At 37.0% G+C, this 18,084-nt stretch carries 20 protein-coding genes and 1 pseudogene; 13 read left to right on the top strand and 8 right to left on the bottom strand.

Annotation, left to right across the window (positions count from 1 at the left end):
- Position 1: 1 nt before the first annotated feature.
- A complete protein-coding gene (gene pdxT, locus HCJ55_RS01570) occupies positions 2 to 568 on the top strand; it encodes a pyridoxal 5'-phosphate synthase glutaminase subunit PdxT (RefSeq protein WP_185516749.1) in 567 nt (188 codons plus the stop codon).
- Positions 569 to 615: 47 nt separating this feature from the next.
- Here the strand turns inward: pdxT and HCJ55_RS01575 are convergent, their stop codons facing one another.
- From HCJ55_RS01575 to HCJ55_RS01590, 4 genes and pseudogenes are all read right to left on the bottom strand, one after another.
- Entirely contained in the window at positions 616 to 1,056 is a 441-nt protein-coding gene (locus tag HCJ55_RS01575; RefSeq protein WP_185516751.1) for a hypothetical protein, read from the bottom strand.
- Positions 1,056 to 1,724 (bottom strand): hypothetical protein, encoded by a 669-nt coding sequence (locus tag HCJ55_RS01580; protein ID WP_185501933.1) that lies wholly within the window; start codon positions 1,722 to 1,724, stop codon positions 1,056 to 1,058. Before HCJ55_RS01580 ends, HCJ55_RS01575 begins: the two co-directional genes overlap by 1 nt.
- 285 nt (positions 1,725 to 2,009) lie before the next feature.
- Positions 2,010 to 2,470: pseudogene (locus HCJ55_RS01585) on the bottom strand (NUDIX hydrolase).
- Between the two features lie 48 nt (positions 2,471 to 2,518).
- Positions 2,519 to 3,055, bottom strand: a complete 537-nt coding sequence (locus HCJ55_RS01590; protein ID WP_061668488.1) for a TetR/AcrR family transcriptional regulator — start codon at positions 3,053 to 3,055, stop codon at positions 2,519 to 2,521.
- Positions 3,056 to 3,177: 122 nt separating this feature from the next.
- On the opposite strand from HCJ55_RS01590, the gene HCJ55_RS01595 reads away from it, so the two are divergent.
- Together HCJ55_RS01595 and HCJ55_RS01600 are read left to right on the top strand one after the other, a co-directional pair.
- Complete coding sequence (locus HCJ55_RS01595; protein WP_185516753.1) at positions 3,178 to 3,828, top strand: transmembrane-type terpene cyclase; 651 nt, start codon at positions 3,178 to 3,180, stop codon at positions 3,826 to 3,828.
- Positions 3,825 to 4,442, top strand: a complete 618-nt coding sequence (locus tag HCJ55_RS01600) for an NAD(P)H-dependent oxidoreductase (protein ID WP_185516755.1) — start codon at positions 3,825 to 3,827, stop codon at positions 4,440 to 4,442. Before HCJ55_RS01595 ends, HCJ55_RS01600 begins: the two co-directional genes overlap by 4 nt.
- A gap of 79 nt (positions 4,443 to 4,521) precedes the next feature.
- Here HCJ55_RS01600 and pta read toward each other — a convergent pair whose 3' ends face one another.
- Complete coding sequence (gene pta, locus HCJ55_RS01605; protein WP_008948417.1) at positions 4,522 to 5,499, bottom strand: phosphate acetyltransferase; 978 nt, start codon at positions 5,497 to 5,499, stop codon at positions 4,522 to 4,524.
- Positions 5,500 to 5,818: 319 nt separating this feature from the next.
- On the opposite strand from pta, the gene HCJ55_RS01610 reads away from it, so the two are divergent.
- Genes HCJ55_RS01610 through HCJ55_RS01620 form a run of 3 tightly spaced genes read left to right on the top strand, consistent with a single transcriptional unit; the run spans position 5,819 to position 8,226 of the window.
- Positions 5,819 to 6,046, top strand: coding sequence for a FeoA family protein (locus HCJ55_RS01610; RefSeq protein ID WP_003722363.1), 228 nt, complete (start codon positions 5,819 to 5,821; stop codon positions 6,044 to 6,046).
- Entirely contained in the window at positions 6,043 to 8,037 is a 1,995-nt protein-coding gene (gene feoB / locus HCJ55_RS01615) for a ferrous iron transport protein B (RefSeq protein WP_185516757.1), read from the top strand. Before HCJ55_RS01610 ends, feoB begins: the two co-directional genes overlap by 4 nt.
- A gap of 6 nt (positions 8,038 to 8,043) precedes the next feature.
- Positions 8,044 to 8,226, top strand: coding sequence for a FeoB-associated Cys-rich membrane protein (locus HCJ55_RS01620; RefSeq protein ID WP_185501928.1), 183 nt, complete (start codon positions 8,044 to 8,046; stop codon positions 8,224 to 8,226).
- 27 nt (positions 8,227 to 8,253) lie between these two features.
- Here HCJ55_RS01620 and HCJ55_RS01625 read toward each other — a convergent pair whose 3' ends face one another.
- Positions 8,254 to 9,108, bottom strand: coding sequence for a metallophosphoesterase (locus HCJ55_RS01625; protein WP_185516759.1), 855 nt, complete (start codon positions 9,106 to 9,108; stop codon positions 8,254 to 8,256).
- A 251-nt stretch (positions 9,109 to 9,359) separates the two neighbouring features.
- Between HCJ55_RS01625 and HCJ55_RS01630 the strand changes: the two genes are divergently transcribed.
- From HCJ55_RS01630 to HCJ55_RS01640, 3 genes are read left to right on the top strand one after another with little or no spacing between them, the layout of a single operon-like run.
- Positions 9,360 to 10,121 carry a DeoR/GlpR family DNA-binding transcription regulator gene (locus tag HCJ55_RS01630; RefSeq protein WP_185516761.1) on the top strand — a complete coding sequence of 254 codons (762 nt, stop codon included), beginning with the start codon at positions 9,360 to 9,362 and terminating at the stop codon, positions 10,119 to 10,121.
- A gap of 5 nt (positions 10,122 to 10,126) precedes the next feature.
- Positions 10,127 to 11,269, top strand: a complete 1,143-nt coding sequence (gene nagA / locus HCJ55_RS01635; RefSeq protein WP_185516763.1) for an N-acetylglucosamine-6-phosphate deacetylase — start codon at positions 10,127 to 10,129, stop codon at positions 11,267 to 11,269.
- Positions 11,270 to 11,310: 41 nt separating this feature from the next.
- The gene (locus HCJ55_RS01640; RefSeq protein ID WP_185516765.1) at positions 11,311 to 12,108 is read left to right on the top strand and encodes an alpha/beta fold hydrolase; all 798 of its coding nucleotides are present in this window, start codon (positions 11,311 to 11,313) and stop codon (positions 12,106 to 12,108) included.
- A gap of 89 nt (positions 12,109 to 12,197) precedes the next feature.
- Here the strand turns inward: HCJ55_RS01640 and manA are convergent, their stop codons facing one another.
- Together manA and HCJ55_RS01650 are read right to left on the bottom strand one after the other, a co-directional pair.
- The gene (gene manA, locus HCJ55_RS01645) at positions 12,198 to 13,154 is read right to left on the bottom strand and encodes a mannose-6-phosphate isomerase, class I (protein ID WP_008948423.1); all 957 of its coding nucleotides are present in this window, start codon (positions 13,152 to 13,154) and stop codon (positions 12,198 to 12,200) included.
- Between the two features lie 79 nt (positions 13,155 to 13,233).
- Positions 13,234 to 13,965 (bottom strand): NADPH-dependent oxidoreductase, encoded by a 732-nt coding sequence (locus HCJ55_RS01650; protein ID WP_185516767.1) that lies wholly within the window; start codon positions 13,963 to 13,965, stop codon positions 13,234 to 13,236.
- A 122-nt stretch (positions 13,966 to 14,087) separates the two neighbouring features.
- Between HCJ55_RS01650 and HCJ55_RS01655 the strand changes: the two genes are divergently transcribed.
- The 4 genes from HCJ55_RS01655 (at position 14,088) to HCJ55_RS01670 (ending at position 18,052) form a co-directional block, all read left to right on the top strand.
- Positions 14,088 to 14,318: a helix-turn-helix domain-containing protein gene (locus tag HCJ55_RS01655; RefSeq protein WP_008948425.1), complete on the top strand. Its 231-nt coding sequence runs from the start codon at positions 14,088 to 14,090 to the stop codon at positions 14,316 to 14,318.
- An 83-nt stretch (positions 14,319 to 14,401) separates the two neighbouring features.
- Positions 14,402 to 15,157 (top strand): hydrogen peroxide-dependent heme synthase, encoded by a 756-nt coding sequence (gene hemQ / locus HCJ55_RS01660; protein ID WP_185501921.1) that lies wholly within the window; start codon positions 14,402 to 14,404, stop codon positions 15,155 to 15,157.
- Between the two features lie 197 nt (positions 15,158 to 15,354).
- Positions 15,355 to 16,122: an ABC transporter ATP-binding protein gene (locus HCJ55_RS01665; protein WP_185504051.1), complete on the top strand. Its 768-nt coding sequence runs from the start codon at positions 15,355 to 15,357 to the stop codon at positions 16,120 to 16,122.
- Positions 16,109 to 18,052, top strand: a complete 1,944-nt coding sequence (locus HCJ55_RS01670) for an ABC transporter permease (protein ID WP_185516769.1) — start codon at positions 16,109 to 16,111, stop codon at positions 18,050 to 18,052. Before HCJ55_RS01665 ends, HCJ55_RS01670 begins: the two co-directional genes overlap by 14 nt.
- Positions 18,053 to 18,084: the final 32 nt, after the last annotated feature.

The following is an 18,084-nucleotide window of genomic DNA, read 5'->3' on the forward strand; positions in this document are numbered from 1 at the left end:
TATGAAAAAAATTGGTGTACTTGCACTTCAAGGTGCAGTCGATGAGCATATCCAAATGATTGAATCTGTCGGTGCTCTCCCTTTTAAAGTAAAGCGTTCAAGCGATTTAGATGGACTTGACGGGCTTGTTTTACCCGGCGGAGAAAGTACCACGATGCGCAAAATAATGAAGCGTTATGATTTAATGGAACCTATCCGCGCATTTTCTAAAGAAGGGAAAGCTATTTTTGGAACTTGTGCTGGGCTTGTCCTTTTGTCAAAAGAAATTGAAGGTGGCGAAGAGAGTCTAGGATTGATTGACGCTACCGCGATCCGTAATGGTTTTGGACGTCAGAAAGAAAGCTTCGAAGCCGCGTTAAACTTAGAAGCATTTGGCGTCACTCCTTTTGAAGCTGTGTTTATCCGCGCTCCTTATTTAATAGAACCGAGCGATGAAGTAACTGTATTAGCAACCATTGACGAAAAAATTGTCGCTGCTCAACAAGCGAATATTCTCGTAACAGCTTTCCATCCTGAATTAACTAATGACAATCGTTGGATGCGTTACTTCCTCGAAAAAATGGTATAAAAAAACACAGCGGAAATCTAAACTATGATTTCCGCTGTGTTTTTTATTTATTTTGCCATAGATTCTATATATGATTTCGCATCTTTTTCCGGAATTCCCTCATAAATATAAAATTCATACATGTATTTCTCTAAAGCTGGAAGATACTTCGATACATCTTCGCCAGCTCTTCTCATTTTATTAATATTAATCAACGAAGCATCAATATTTTTTCTTTGCGCCTTCGTCAAATCTTCATAAGGAATATTTTTTTCGTAATAAGAAACCATAACATCCTTACTAATATCCTTCCGATAAGAATCTCCAACAAACATAAGTACAATCCCCGCTACTACACAAAGGCCTAAAACAATCCCCATTGTGCTAGTAGGACGAAATCTCCCTTTTGTGGATGAGTGTAGAATGTTAATAATAAGTACGCCAATAGGATAAACTAAAACTAGCGCTCCTCCTAAATACATCATTAATTCACCATTATTTTGTATCATTAATAATCCTCCCTATAAAGTAATTCATTGGTGTCAAAACTTTCTTGAATATCTGCAACAAGAGCATTATCGGTATCAAAGCATCGTTCAATCATTCTGGCATTCGAAAATTCTGTCTCCCAGATTCCTAAAATCACTTTACCATTACGTTTTACATCATATACCCGATATACCTGAGCTTGTCTAGCATCCATAACCCCATTGTAATCGTACAATTTCGCTTCAATGGAATCGATGTTATGGAACCAGATAGTTTTCTTTTTAATTAAGTTGCCACTTACTATCGCATTTTTATATAATTTCACATAATTCGTAGCATTTAGCGTGCACCAGACAAACCAGATAGCTAAAATTGCTAGCATAATCAATTTACTATTAATAGAACCCCGATAAAAAATCCCAATAACAAGCATAATTAAGCAAATAAAAATAGGCAGGATAAAGCGCCCACTCTTACTTCTTTTCAATAGAAGAATAAGTTCGCCCAGTTCCTCCACACCCGTATTAGACTTATTAAAAAACACTTTAAACATAGAAAACTTGTTCTCAAATTCTTGTTGCAGTTTCTGTTTTCGCTGCCTATTTATCCTGTTTGCAAAAAGTATTGCTAATCCTACAAATAGAGCAACACCTAAGAGAGATAACCAGCGGACTAAATTCTCGTCCATGTTCTACAATCCTTTCTTTTATCAATTCAATTTTACATAGCAAATAGAGTGTTCTTTTTAAGTATGTATTATAAACTGTTGTCCAAAACGGGACACTAAGTTAAGGACAACATCACCCAAATCTACTACACAACGAATTATTATAGCATAAGAAAAATAGCAAATTGATAAAATCTTAGAAAAATAGTTGTGGAAATGTGACGAAAATATGAATGCTAATTAAAGAATTCCTTTTCTCCACTACTAAAACAGGAAAGAAATCAACGTTTTAAAAATCCACTTTTTCTATCTTATCAATACCTGCCCATGAAACTGCTTCAAATCAGCCAGAAAATCCTCATGCTGCTTATTAACTAATTGAGGTACCTCATCTTCTTTAAAGTATCTAAGTTCAACAGTCTCCTCATCCCCAGCAGATAATTCCCACTCACATATTCCAGTTTAAAAAAGAATGATATTGGCTGCGCTCTATCTCCGTTTGGATAACTATCTTCATATTTAGAATATATCCCGATTAATGAGGTTACTTTAACACAGAGTCCAGTCTCTTCTAAATACTCCCTGATTAGCGCTTCTTCAAAAGATTCCCCCAGTTCAATCGCTCCGTCGGGAAATCCCCACAAATTTTTATCTGCTCTTTTTTGTAGAAGCAGCTTTCCTTGTTTATCTCTAAGGCAACCACTTACAAAGTTTAGCATTATTTTCTCATGACCTACCTTTTCTCTGATCCATCTAATATAATCCATTGTCGTCTCACCTTTCGTCAAACAAGCTTTTGGCATTCCCAATTTCTGCTATTCTGATAAATGCTCTAAATCAACCAACTTTAAAATGGACTGGGTCACCTGAGCCGGTGAATCTGTGCTTTTTGTGGAAATCCAATGAAGCATTGTCCGCGTTAAACCTCCTAGTATAAAAGTTTTCTGCGTCTCATTCAAACTATTAAGGGAGGGGATTTCTTCCATTATTTTTTCTAAAAAAGAATAAAATGGTTGATCCAATAAATGAATTAAATTGTTCTTAATGAGAATTTCCATAATTTGAGCATCACGTTTCCAGTAGTTAAAGCACTCCAGCAAAGCATTGTTTATATCAATTATTCCTTCTACTTTTTGTAATTCATTAAAATATTCTTCAAAAAGATAATTAGATCTAGCAAGTAATATTTGATCTTTATTTTCAAAATTTCTATAGAAGGTTAAGCGAGCAACTCCAGCTCTTTTAGTAATTTCAGTGATTGTAATTGCGGAATATGGTTTTGTTTTTAAAAGATCTAATAAAGCTTCAATAATCCATTTTTTACTTAGCACTCTTTGTCTATTTTCTTCCAAGACTCTTCCTCCTCAAAGTGTAACAATTCAGCTTTAAGTGTATCTTGTATTATGAAATCACAAGTACTACACTATTAACTGTAACATATGTAACACCTAATAAAAATAAAGGAGGATATATAATGACATTATTTTTAACCCTATTAAGTGGTATCGCTTGGACTATTGTCTATATAGAATTAATTCGTAACGGAATAAAATATAAAACATATGCAATGCCCTTATTTGCTCTAAGTCTAAATTTTGCTTGGGAAGTTATTTATTCGGTAAATGATTTAGTAATTAATTCGAACAGCGTAGGCGTACAAGGTTTGGTCAATCTAATATGGGCATGCTTTGACTTAATTATTGTGTACACATACTTTAAATATGGGAAAAAATATTTCCCTGAAAACGCAAAAAAATATTTTATTCCTTTTAGTATCCTTGTATTTATTACAGGATTTGCCATTCAATTTGCTTTTTATTTTAGTTTTGCATCCATTCCAGCTGCGCAATATTCAGCCTTTATGCAAAATGTCGCCATGTCCATTTTATTTGTAGCAATGTTATTCCAACGCCAAAATACAAATGGTCAAACCTTACTAATGGCTTTTGCCAAATGGATTGGCACTTTGGCACCGGCTATATTAATGGGAGTTTTGCAAGAAATCAATATCTATATCATTATATGCGGCTTTATTTGTAGTATTTTTGATATTATATATATCGCTTTCTTGAAAAAACGAAAATCAGCAGAAAATAAACTAGTAAAGAATGGCGGTATTTTATGAAACGGATTTGTATAGTTTTTGACCATCCTTACACAGGTGATGCTAGCTTTAACGAACCACATAACCGGAGTTTTTCAGCCGCTTTGTTATTAACAGCTAAAGATACTTACGAACAAGCTGGTTACACTGTCGATATAATTGATCTTCACAAAGACGGATTTGACCCTGTTATGCATAAAGAAGATTTAATTGCTTGGCGAAAAAAAGAAGTCGAAAATCCACTAGTGAAAAACTATCAAGAACGAATAATGACTGCTGAGGAGCTTCTTTTTATTTTCCCCATTTGGTGGGAAGCAATGCCCGCTATGATGAAAGGCTTTTTTGATAAAGTGATTGCTAAAGGCATCATTTATGAAGAATCCCCGAAAAGCAAACTATTCAAAAGTAATTTACCAAATTTAAAAAAAGTGAAAATGATTACGGTAATGGCCACACCTCATTGGATTTATAAATGCATATTTGGTAGCCCTATTACTAAAATTGTGTTCAGAGGAACTTTTAGAAAAATGGGATTTCACAAATTAAAATGGTATAACTTTTCAAGTGTCCATAAGATGAGTATTAATGATCGAAAAAAACTACTAGATTCATTTAGTCGCAAAATAGAAAAATAAGCAGGAATCTTGTATGCGCCATTTTTACTGGCTTCGTACAAGATTCCTGCTTTTTTATAGTTTAATAGTAAATCGCGTTTTATTTATTCACTGCTTGTGCCGCAGTAATCAACGTTAAGTTATAAACGTCATCTGTATTACAACCACGAGATAAATCATTAACTGGTGCATTTAACCCTTGTAAAATTGGTCCAACTGCTTCAAAGTTGCCTAAACGTTGTGCAATTTTGTAGCCAATGTTCCCTGCTTCTAGGCTTGGGAAGATGAATACATTTGCGTCCCCTTTAATAACAGAACCTGGTGCTTTTTTCTCAGCAACCGTTGGAACAAATGCCGCATCAAATTGGAACTCGCCATCTAATGTTAATTCTGGTGCTTTTTCTTTTGCAAGTGCTGTTGCTTCTACAACTTTTTCTGTTTCATCAGATTTTGCAGAACCTTTTGTCGAGAAGCTTAACATCGCAACGCGTGGGTCAATGCCGAAAATTTCTGCTGTTTCCGCACTAACAATCGCATTTTCCGCTAAGTCTGCTGCAACTGGTGCAATATTGATAGCTACATCGCTGAATAAGTAGCGTTCTTCGCCGCGAACCATAATCATCGCACCGGCAACTTTACTTACGCCTGGTTTTGTTTTAATAATTTGTAGCGCTGGGCGAACCGTGTCACCAGTAGAATGAGCCGCACCACTTACAAGACCTTCTGCTTTTCCTGTGTATACAAGCATTGTTCCAAAATAGTTTGGATCTACTAGCATTTTACGAGCTGCTTCTTCTGTTGCTTTACCGTTACGACGTTCTACAAATGCAGCCACTAATTCATCAAAAAGTGGATCTGTCGCAGGTTCATGAATAGCGATTCCTTCAACTGAAACGCCAATTTCTTTTGCTTTTGCTTCAATCTCTGCTTTGTTTCCTAGCAAGATTGGTTGTACGATATTTTCTTTTTGCAGACGTGCAGCTGCTCCAACAATACGTTCGTCCGTTCCTTCAGGTAATACAATGCGCACGTTTTTCCCAGTAACTTGTCCTTTAATCGTAGTAAATAAATCACTCATGTGTTAATTGCCTCCATTAATATACATATTATAGTTACCATTTTACTATAAAAAAGCGCAACTTGACAGAAAAAAAGTGATTAAAAACAGCTCCAGCACTTATTCCCGTGTATCAATACAGAGGGGAAAAGGCATGCTCCTTAGGTAAAAGAGCATCGTTCTACGCAGAAGTTTTTTTGCTGTTATACCCTACTATTTTGCTATTCTACTAATAAATCCAAAAAAACACTTCATATTAAAGTCCGTTCGTGATAAAATGAACATAGTTGATAATGATTATCATGTTCAATACATAACATAGAAGGAGGCCTGCTAGCTTATGCAATTAAATGAAACTGCTGTCGGTGAAAAAGTGCGCATCTCAGAATTAAAAATAGAGAATGCCATGCTTAAACGTCGCCTACTTGCACTCGGTTGCGATGAAGGTTGTGATATTTGTATCAAACAAAAAGGACTATTTGGTGGTCCCTGTACTTTTGAAACAAAAGGGCAATATATCAGCATTAGACAATGTGATGCTTGTGCCATTATGGTGGAACGCAGATGAGTCAAAATACTTATTGTTTACTCGGAAACCCAAATACTGGGAAAACTTCTTTATTTAATGCATTAACAGGCTCTTATGAATATGTAGGGAACTGGAGCGGCGTAACCGTTGAAAAGAAAATCGGTACTTTGCGTTCAAAAACAGGTAAATTAATAGATTTACCTGGTATTTATGATTTAAATCCTATTTCTCGTGATGAAACAGTTGTCACTAGATTTTTATTAGAAGAAAAATTTGATTGTATGTTAAATATTGTCGACTCCTCGCAAATTGAGCGCAATTTAAATTTAACGATTCAATTACTTGAATTCGGCGCACCAGTCGTAATGGGACTGAACATGATCGATGTGGCTGCTGGTCGCGGCATCCATTTAAACATCCAAAATTTAGCGAAAAAACTGCACATTCCAATTTTGCCAGTCGTTGCTCGGTCTGGAAAAGGTACCGATGACATTTTAACCACTTTATCGGAAAAACACGTAGCACCAGCGATTCCGCTTGTTTTACCATACGGAGAACCCGCGGAAAAGGCGATTGCCGAAATCCAAGCGTTAACAAAAGATATGCTTCCCGCTAAGCAATCTCGTTGGCTAGCCGTTCAATTTCTTTCTAAAAATGAAGTCACGGAAGAATTTTTAGCCGCTTCCCCTGCTTTCGAACAATTAGAGCAAATCAGAGCGACACTCGACATAGCACTTGATGGTAAATTAGAAAATCATTTCCACCAAGTTCGTGTTAATTATATTCATGATATTTGTTTGACCTCAGTCGAATATACGCGCAATTCGGATATTCCCTTATCAGACAAACTCGATAAAATTTTCACGCATAAGTTTTTCGGGATTCCGATTTTCCTTGGTATTATGTGGTTAATTTTCCAAATAACCTTTACTTGGGTTGGCGCGCCGCTGTCCGATTTGCTCGATGGTTTTATCGGTGGGTCACTGACGGACTGGGTGACGTCCTTCCTAACAACTATTGGCGCATCTGGGTTTATCACTGATTTGGTCGCAGATGGCATCATCGCTGGGGTTGGCGGCGTACTCGTCTTCGTTCCCCAAATCTTGGTTATCTTCTTCTTTATTTCCGTCCTAGAAGATTCCGGCTATATGGCGCGGATAGCGGTTGTTATGGACCGGGTAATGGAAATTTTTGGTTTAAATGGGAAAGCTTTTATCCCAATGATTATCGGGTTTGGCTGTAACGTGCCAGGAATTATGGCGGCGCGCTCAATTGAAGAGTCCAAAGAACGGACGCTTACGATTCTTGTCTCGCCATTCATGTCCTGTTCTGCGCGTCTTCCCGTATACGCCCTTTTCGTTGGTGTATTTTTCGAGAAATATCAAGCACTTGTCGTATTGTCACTTTACATTATCGGAATTTTAATGGCACTCATTGTCACTAAAATCCTATCAAAAACACTACTTAAAAAAGATAATTCCGTATTTGTCGTCGAACTGCCACCTTACCGTTTGCCGTCACTAAAAACTTTATGGCGTAGCACGTGGGAAAAAGGAAAAGGCTTCTTGCGTAAAGCGGGAACGTTCATTTTCGCTGGTTCGGTTATCATTTGGTTGCTCAACTACGCGGGGCCATCCGGACTTAATGTACCGATGGGTGAAAGTTTCTTAGCCATCATCGGCGGCATGCTCGCACCACTACTCGTTCCGCTTGGCTTTGGAACTTGGCAAGCCGGCGCCACACTTATTCCCGGATTTCTAGCAAAAGAAGTAGTTGTTTCTACAATGGCCATTATTTATGCCGTTGGAGAAAGTGCGATGGGCAGCGTCGTTAGCTCCTTCTATACGCCACTTTCGGCTTATTGCTTTATGTTATTCATCTTGCTTTACATCCCTTGTTTAGCAACGGTTGCAGCAATTCGAAAAGAAACTAGTTCGTGGAAATGGACCGCATTTGCTGTTGCCTATCCACTTGTCACAGCCTACACGTTAGTATTTCTGGTTTATCAAATCGGCAGTCTATTCGTTTAAGAAAGGATGTTTTTCATGAGCATTATCGTTAATTTATTACTTGGCGGCGCAATTTTTGGTTACACCATTTACGCGATTATCAAATTTGTCAAACGCAGCAAACAAGGAAAATGTGGCGGTTGCGAACTTGAAAAAGCCTGCAATTGCGAATCAGACGAGCATACAAATTTAGATCATATATTTAAATAGCAAAAAGAGCCTAAGATAGGCTCTTTTTTATTTCGATTCCGGTTTAATCGTCACCGCAACAATTTCATATGGATTCCCTAAACGTGGAAATGCTTTTTGATGAAGACTTCCCGCACCAAGTCCAGCAGAAATTATCATCGTCTTGCCATCTTTCGAATGCTCACCGTAAACATACTTCGGCAAAAGTGTTCGCTGCGGCCCAGGAGCAATCGCGCCAATATTCGTATACGGAATACGTACAATCCCGCCATGCGTGTGCCCACTTAACGTCAAATCAAAACCATTTTCCACATAAAGCTTAAAATAATCCGGCATATGGGACAAAAGAATTTGATAATACTGCGCATCTTGCTGCTTTTTAATTTCAGCCAAGCCTTCCTCGTAATAAGGATAATCGTAATCTAAATTCGCACTACTCCGCAAACCAGATATCTGTAATTCCTGTCCGTTAACCTCGATAGTCGCCGTTTTATCTTCTACGTTAATAACACCCGCTTCTTCTAAAAATGGCTTATAATCCTTTTCATATGCACTTTTAACATCATATTCATGATTTCCCGGCGAATAATAAACCGGCGCAATCTTCGTTAATTTTTTAATAAGTTCTTTTGGAACGCTATCCCCTTGCCTATCAAACAAATCCCCAGTGATAGCAATTACATCTGGCTTTAAATCCGCCACTTTAGTTAACAATTTTTCATTTCCATCGCCAAATTCACTAAAATGTAAATCTGATAATTGCACTAGTTTAATTTCTTTTTCAATTTTAGGAGAACTCACTTCATATTTTTTCACCGTTAGCCTAGTCCCAAGAAACCACCCCACAACTAAAAGCACAATGATAATACTAATTGCTATAATCCACTTCATTTTTAAAGACATTTTTTCACCTCTATGTTGTTGTTTCCATTTATTATCAATTTTTGTCATCCTTTAAACGTTATCTTTATCATTATAACCTAGATTAAGTGCTGACTCAAAATGCACGAAAAAATCACCCCAGTCTGGTAAAAGTAGGAAACTGAGAAAAACATTAGGTTGACATAAACTTAATAAGATATATAATTAACTTATAAATACTTATATAAAATTACAAATAAACTTAAAATAAATTATTCAAAGCGGAGGAAATTATGAATCAAAAAGAAAGAATAGTGGAGGAACTGAAGCTGCTAGAGAATAAGAAAACTATTTCTCAGGAAGAACTCATGCAGATTTTTTCCATTTCAAAAGATACAGCAAGGCGTGATATTTTAAAATTAGTCGAAAGTGGTTTGGCTGAACGCTATCCAGGTGGGGTGTCACAACCCATTTTAAAACCGCAAATCGAAAGCTATACTAGTAGATTAGTTAAACAGAGTGAACAAAAACAAGCAATTGCTTCTGCAGCAGGTAACTTGATAAAAGACCAGATGACTATCTATTTAGATGTTTCTACCACAGTTCATTTTTTGGCTTCGGACCTTGAGCAAAATGACTTAGTAGTAGTGACTAATTCTATGGATAATGCAATAGCCGCATCTCAGAAAGAAGATAATAAAATATACTTGCTCGGTGGTTTTTTCAACTTCCAATCGCGTGTATTATCAGGCGAACCCGTTTTAGGTCAGCTTCAACAATTTAACTTTGATGTTGCTTTTATTGGAGGGGCTGGGCTAACAGAAGAAGGTATCTTTTATTCAGAACTTACAGATGTCTACATGAAGCAAGAGATTATCAGAAATTCTGAAAAAGTATACTTATTAATTGATAGTACGAAAGTGAATAAAAAGACGGCCTTCAAAATTGATTTTTCTGGAATTGATGGCATTATTACAGATATTCCCTTGCCAAAAGATTTACTGCAGCACCTTATTTCTAAAGAAGTGGAAGTTATATCTTTGAAAGGATTGTGAAAATAATGGCGATTATCAAAAACGTAAAAGTTTGCAAAGAAAATGAATTAATAAATGTAGCAGTTATTACAGAAGGGCATCTTATAAAAGAAGTTTTTCCAAGCAATAAAATTATTCCCGAACAGTATTCAGAAGAACCAATTTTTGATGGAAATGGTCAGTTGCTAATCCCAGGAATGATTGATGTTCATATTCATGGGGCAAGTAATTATGATATGATGGATGGCTCAACAGAAAGCATCCAAGCTGTTTCTATGGCTTGTGCGGAAACAGGATGTACTAGCTTCTTAGTAACATCAGTCAGTTCCTCTTTGGAAGACTTGATTCAAATGATTAGACAAACAAAAAAAGTGCTAGGAAAAGAGCAAGGCGCCAAAATTGCAGGAATTCACTTAGAAGGCCCCTACCTTAATATCGAAAAAAAGGGAATGCAAAATCCAGCCCATTTAAGACACCCAGACCTAAAAGAAATGAAAAAGATTTTCGATGAAGCAGATGGCCTAATTAAAATGGTCACGATTGCTCCAGAATTGCCCGGCGGTATAGAACTCATTGACTTCTTGAAAAAAAGAGGCGTTGTTATTGCCATTGCGCACTCCAATGCAACTTACGAAGAGGCGCAAGATGCTTTTGAAAAAGGAGCATCTCACATAACTCATTGCTTTAACGCTATGCCGGCAATCCATCACCGGGCACCAGGACTTGTTACAGCGGCTTTGGAAAATGATTCGGTTAGCGTTCAAACCATAGTAGACGGGGTCCACCTTCATCCTGGGATTGTGCGTCTCATCCATAAAATTAAAGGACCAGATAAAATGGTTCTCACGACTGATGCCCTTCAAGCTATGGGAGTTGGCGACGGCGAGTATATTTTTGGCGGTCACCAAGTAACTGTTAAGGAAGGAATAGCACGCTTAAAAGACGGGACATTAGCTTCAAGTACCGTGACAATGAATAAATCTTTAAGGTTAAGTACTGAGTTTGGTATTCACTTACAAGACTCTATGCAAATGGCAACAAGTACACCCGCAGCTATTTTAGGCTTGAAAAAATTGGGTCGAATTGAAAAAGGTTATATCGCTGACTTAGTTTTACTTGATGAAAAATTCGAGGTTCTAAGTACATGGATTAATGGTGAAAAATACTAAATTAGCTGGATCAATATCATCAAAGGAGTGGATTATAAAATATGCCATTATTCAAACACGAAGGAATTGATTTTAACTATGAAATACAAGGAGCAGGCGTCCCCTTTTTGTTTCTTCATGGATTAGGTGATAATTTAAAATTTGCTTTTGAAACATTTAATAATGATAAAAAAATCCAATTAATTTCATTAGATCAAAGAGGTCATGGAAAAAGCGGACATGATTCCAGAAAACTTAGCTACGATAGATTGGCAAGTGATGCATTAGCGTTAATGGATTATTTAGGAATACAGCATTTTTATGTCGGAGGATTGTCTATGGGGGCTGGTGTTGCAGTGAATTTGGCAGTCCATGCAGAAAATAAAGTGATGGGCCTTATATTACTTAGAAGTTCTGCGACGAATGAACCAATGAAAAAAGAAGTGATAGAATGGTTTAATACCGTGAGTATGTATTTGCCGATGAAAAATGGCTCTCAGTTGTTTGAACAGGATCCGATATTCCCATTGATAAAAGCTACTTACCCTAAAGCAATTGATACTTTTAAGCGATATTTTGAAGATGACGCCTCTGTTAATTACTATAAAAAATTTATTGATATACCTATCGATAGCCCAATAAAAAATAAAAGTGAGTTAACTAATTTAACGATTCCCACACTTATACTTGCAAATAACTATGATGTGATCCATCCAATAGAATACAGTTTATTTTATGCACGTAATATTGAAAATGCAAGTTATTATGAGCTCACGCCTAAGACCGTTGATGCAGAGAAACATAAATTGGAAATAGATACCTATATTAATACATTCATCATCCGTAGCTCAAAAAACTAGGTCGTAATTTCATAAAGAAATAAAAAAGCAGAAATCATCTATATTCCATTGTTAGAAATGGTTTTATACAATGATTTCTGCTTATTTTTTTATTTTACAGGAGGCGTAGAAACAATCGCTGTGATTTCGCCAGATATTTCCCAAGCTTTCACTTCATTTGGTAAAACGAAATGATCCCCTTTTTTAATCGCTTGCTCGTTACCATCAATCGTAAGTACCGCTTCTCCGTCTAAAATACTCACTAACGTGTACGGCGCTTTTGCTGTAAATTCAGCCTTGCCAGCCACTTCCCATTTATAAACGCTAAAGAAGTCATTGGAAACAAAAGTTGTTTCTGTCAAACCGCCACGAGTTTCTGTTTTAATATCTAACTTCGCATCCACATGTGGTGCCGTCGTAACATCAATCGCTTTATCTAAATGAAGTTCGCGCAAGTTCCCTTCTGCGTCTTTGCGGTCGTAGTCATATACACGGTAAGTCGTGTCGGAGCTTTGTTGTGTTTCCAGTACTAACGTGCCAGTACCTAACGCGTGGATTGTACCGCTTGGAACATAATAAAATTCGCCTGGTTTGATTGCCACTTTACGAAGCAATTTGTCCCATTCGCCATTTTTTGCCCAGCTAGCGAATTCTTCTTTGCTGGCTGCTTTATGACCATAAATTAATTCTGCACCAGGAGCGCAGTCGATAATATACCAGCATTCTGTTTTGCCAAGTTCGCCGTTTTCATGTACTTTCGCGTATTCGTCATTTGGATGGACTTGTACAGAAAGATCCGTATTCGCATCCAAAATTTTCGTTAATAGCGGGAAAACTGCTTCTGTTGGATTACCAAAAAGTGCTGGGTTTTCTTGCCATAATTCGGCTAACGTTTTGCCTTTATATTCGCCGTTTTTGATTACGGAAGGACCATTCGGATGAGCGGAAATCGCCCAGTCTTCTCCAGTAGTATCGGACGGGATATCATAACCAAAGTAATCATGTAATTTCGTTCCACCCCAAATTCGGTCTTGAAAAACAGGGTTTAAAAACAATGCTTCTGTCATTATAAAATTACCTCCATTCCAGCGATTTTGCTGGGTTTTATCAATTAAAAGTATATACTAACTATCGCGAAGATGCTAGTCATTTCCCGCCTAAAAAGCCTCTTTCTTTTATTTGTTCGGTTAAATTCGGATAATATGGTCTGTCATAAAATTTCGCTAAACGTTCCGTATAAGAAACAAAGCCTTCCCGCTCAGAAAACGGAATAATTTCTTGGTCATATGCTTCGAGTAAAGGCATCACATCGGTTTGGTATGTTTCTTCAAAATAAACTGCTTCTTTTGGCAAACGAGGTTTTACAGGCGCTTCGACATCTGGAACACCAATACAAAGTCCAACAACCGGCATGACGAATTCTGGTAAATTTAGAAATTCAGATGTTGCCGTAATATTTCTACGCAATCCACCAATACAAATCGTCCCGTAATCAAGCGACTCAGCTGCGGTTAAAGCATTTTGCATGCATAATCCGATATCCGTTGCCGCAACCATCAATAAATCTTCTTCCGCAGCGATTTGAAAGCTTTTGCCATGCATGTCACTCGCAACTTTTACGCGATGGAAGTCTGCTACAAAACAAAGAAATACAGAACATTCCGCTATATATGGTTGATTTCCGCAAAGTTCAGCCATTTTATTTTTACGTTCTTGGTCTTTAATCGCAATAATTGAATAGTGTTGACCATTAATCCACGACGGGGCTGCTTGAGCTGCGCGGATAATCGCATCTAGTTGTTGTTCTGGAATCTCGACCCCTTGTTTATACTTACGAAAAGAGCGATGATTTCTTAGCAAAGTTAATACGTCATTCATATTTATGCCTCCTAGATTTATCATTTAGTTAAAGTATAGCTTGTTTTTAAGCAATTGTTAATGTTTTCTCTTGTATTTCTGCCAGATATTTTCTACACTTAAAGAAAAAGAGGTGAAAAGATATGCGCCAACAACAAATAGATTTTAAATGGCTAGAAGACAACTTTCTGACCGCGAATGAAGCCGCGACTTACTTAGGCATATCTAAGCAAGCACTCCTTTCCTTAGCAAAACGCGATGTACTCCCCTTTACGAAAAAAGGAAACATGGTTCTTTTTCACCGAATCGACATTGAACTTCGGCTAGAAAACCAACAGAGCTTGCGCGAAAAATACCGTCCATTCGAAACCTGAATTTCACAAACAGCGAAACGGACGAACTACTTCCCATATGTTACACTTTAGTTAGTGATATTCTAAACAAGGAGTGATACATAATGAATGAAGCAGTAAAAACGTTAGACGGTTGGTTTTGTCTACATGATTTCCGTTCGATTGACTGGGCAGCATGGCGTGAATTAAATCCAGCTAATCAAGAACTTATGTTAAATGAGCTAAGTCATTTTTTAAGTGATATGGAAATTACTAAAAATATCGGTGAAGGCGAACATACCATTTATAGCATCCTTGGTCAGAAAGCAGATTTAGTATTCTTCACTTTACGTGATTCCTTAGAAACTTTAAATGAAGTCGAAAATCGTTTTAATAAATTAGCGATTGCTGACTACTTATTACCGACTTATTCCTATATATCTGTAGTGGAATTAAGTAACTATCTTGCGTCCCATATGGCTGGTGGCGAAGATCCTTATCAAAACAAAGGTGTTCGCGCGAGGCTTTACCCAGCGCTCCCACCTAAAAAGCATATTTGTTTCTACCCTATGAGTAAAAAACGCGATGGTGCTGATAACTGGTACATGCTTCCAATGGAAGAACGCCAACAACTGATTCGCGACCACGGCCTGATTGGCAGAAGCTATGCTGGAAAAGTACAACAAATCATTGGTGGTTCTATCGGCTTTGACGATTACGAATGGGGCGTTACGTTATTTTCAGATGATGCACTTGAGTTTAAACGCATCGTAACAGAAATGCGCTTTGATGAAGCGAGTGCTCGTTATGCAGAATTTGGCTCCTTCTTCATTGGAAACCTATTACCATCCGAAAACCTCTCCAAATTGTTTACCATCTAATAAATCCAAACCGAAATTCTAGTAAATAAATCTATTTTAAAGATTTGTTTGTATAGATTTCGGTTTTTTTACTTCATAAAACTAACATTTTTGTAAGGATATTCAATACAATTGTCATTTGATGCGATGGAACCGGCTCTTTATAGACGTTAGAATGGTAGATAGTAACGAATCTAGTTTTATAAGGAGAGAAAATAATGGAGACAGTTTTACAAGCAAAAAATGTGAGAAAAATATATGGCAGTAAAGGAAATGTCTACACAGCGCTAGAAAATATCAGTATTGATATTAAAGAAGGCGAATTCACAGGAATTATGGGTCCTTCTGGTGCTGGTAAATCTACACTTTTAAATGTCTTATCTACTATTGATAAGCCAACTTCTGGTGAGATTAGAATTTCCGGACAAGAACTTGAAAACATGAATGAACAACAAATGTCTACTTTCCGCCGTGATAAACTAGGTTTTATTTTCCAAGACTACAACTTACTAGATACACTAACGATTCGTGAAAATATTATCCTTCCACTTGCACTAGCCAAACGCCCGGTTAAAGAAATGGAAGAAAAGTTAGCAACAATTAGTACTAAATTTGGGATTACAGATATTCTGGATAAATACCCAAGTGAAATTTCAGGAGGTCAAAAGCAACGTACGGCTGCATCTCGAGCAATCATTACTTCACCAAGTTTAATTTTTGCCGATGAGCCAACTGGTGCACTTGATTCCAAATCCGCAACAAACTTACTAGAAAGCTTACGTGATTTAAATGAACAAGATAAGGCGACTATCATGATGGTAACGCACGATGCCTTTGCCGCAAGTTTTTGTAAGCGAATTTTATTTATCAAAGATGGGGAATTATATACGGAGATTTATCGTGGTAGCAAAACGCGTAAGGAGTTCTTCCAAAAAATTCTAGATGTCCTTGCAAAACTGGGGGGCGACACAGATGACGTTATTTGATTTAGCCAAGAAAAATATTCGCCATAATTTCGTCCACTACTTTCTATACTTTGCGTCAATGATTTTTAGTATCATGATTTACTTCACTTTCCTTGTACTTTCTAAAGATCCAGCAGTTGTCGCGAGAATTGACCAATCATCCAAACTATCGACCGCTTTCTCAAGTTCGTCCGTCATTTTACTTATTTTTGTAGCGATTTTTATCCTTTATTCCAACAACTTCTTCACCCGAAAACGGAAAAAGGAAATCGGACTATACTCTTTACTCGGCCTTCGTAAAAAAGAAATTGGCCGCATGTTATTTTATGAAAATTTCATTATGGGACTTGGTGCATTAATCATTGGTATTCTTGCCGGCACACTACTTTCCAAAATTTTTGTAACAATTTTACTTAACCTTATCAACATCGAAAATATTGGTGGCTTTGCCTTTTCGTGGGGTGCTGTCGTTCAAACAAGTATTGTCTTTATCATCATCACGCTCTTTACCTCTTTTTCGGGTTACCGAATTATTTACCGCACGACTTTGCTTGATTTGTTCCATTCTGAAGCAAAACGCGAAAAAAGCCCAAAACCTTCTTTTATTTTGGCGCTACTTTCCGTCGTATTAATCGGCCTTGGCTACCTGATTGCTGGACAGCCACTTGATTCCAAAGGTTCGATTTGGGCACAACTTGGTTTTTCTATCGGCGCATTGGTTATTTTAGCTTCGGTAATTATTGGTACTGCCCTTTTCATTACCTTCTTCTTGCCGTACTTGCTTAATAAACTTAGAAATAACAAACGAATTTTCTATAAAGGTAGCAATATTATTTCTACCTCACAATTAACGTTTAGAATTTCATCTAATGCGAAAACGCTCATTATTATTTCTATTCTAAGCGCAACAACGCTTTCTGCTATAGGTACGATAAGCAGTATTTACTATCAAGCAAATAACTCTGCTAATACCGCTGCTCCGTCTAGTTTTGAATATGTCGTTCCTAACAATAGTGAAACGAACAAAAAAATTCTCGAAACAGCTGAAAGTGACCCAGATCACCCAGTAGAGTTTAAACAAGAAAGTAACTACTATATCGTTAAAGCAGAAGGTAATCGTCCAGACTTTGCCGAGTATGATATAAATGAAGGTTTCCCTGTTATTTCTGAGTCAGATTACAATGGGCTAGTTAAAGGTCAAGGTGAACCAGAAAATGCAGTAAAACTAAAAGAAAATGAAGCGCAAATGGTGTTATCAATTACCTACAATGAAGAAGCGCAAAAAGAAATGATTGGTGAAAAATATACACTTGCTTCCTCAAATAAACCAACAGTTGAAATTAAATCTGTCGTCCAAAACTCACCAATCAGCACTGTGCCTGGATTGCTCGTTCTTCCAGATAGCCAAGTCAAACAAATAGCGGCAGATTCAACTATCAAGGCACATGGTGTTGAATCTATCTTGATTAAAGATCCAAAGCAAGCACAAGCCTTAGATAAGAAAATGCGTTCTGTCATTCCAAAAGATACAGATTTCACATCTTATACTAGTACCTATCAACAAATCATCACAGTGACAGGTGTACTACTCTTCATCGGTATGTTCATCGGCTTTGTTTTCTTAGCAGCAACCGGAAGTATTATTTACTTCAAACAGCTAACAGAAGCTTACAACGATATCGGCACATTCGATATCTTGAAAAAAATCGGTCTTACGCGTAAAGACATCCGAAAAATTCTTGCAAAACAATTACTAGTCGTTTTCTTAATTCCGCTAGTTATCGGTATTGCTCACAGCAGTTTCGCACTACTCGGCTTATCGCACATGTTAGAATTAAATCTCACTTTACCAGTTATTATTTCCACTGGAATTTACACACTTATGTATATCATATACTATTTCGTTACTTTAAATAGTTATACAAATATCGTATTCGGTAAAAAACAATAAAAAAAAGAACCCTCTAAATTAGAGGGTTTTTC

The sequence above is a fragment of the Listeria marthii genome, from assembly GCF_014227425.1.
Classification (GTDB): Bacteria; Bacillota; Bacilli; order Lactobacillales; family Listeriaceae; genus Listeria; species Listeria marthii.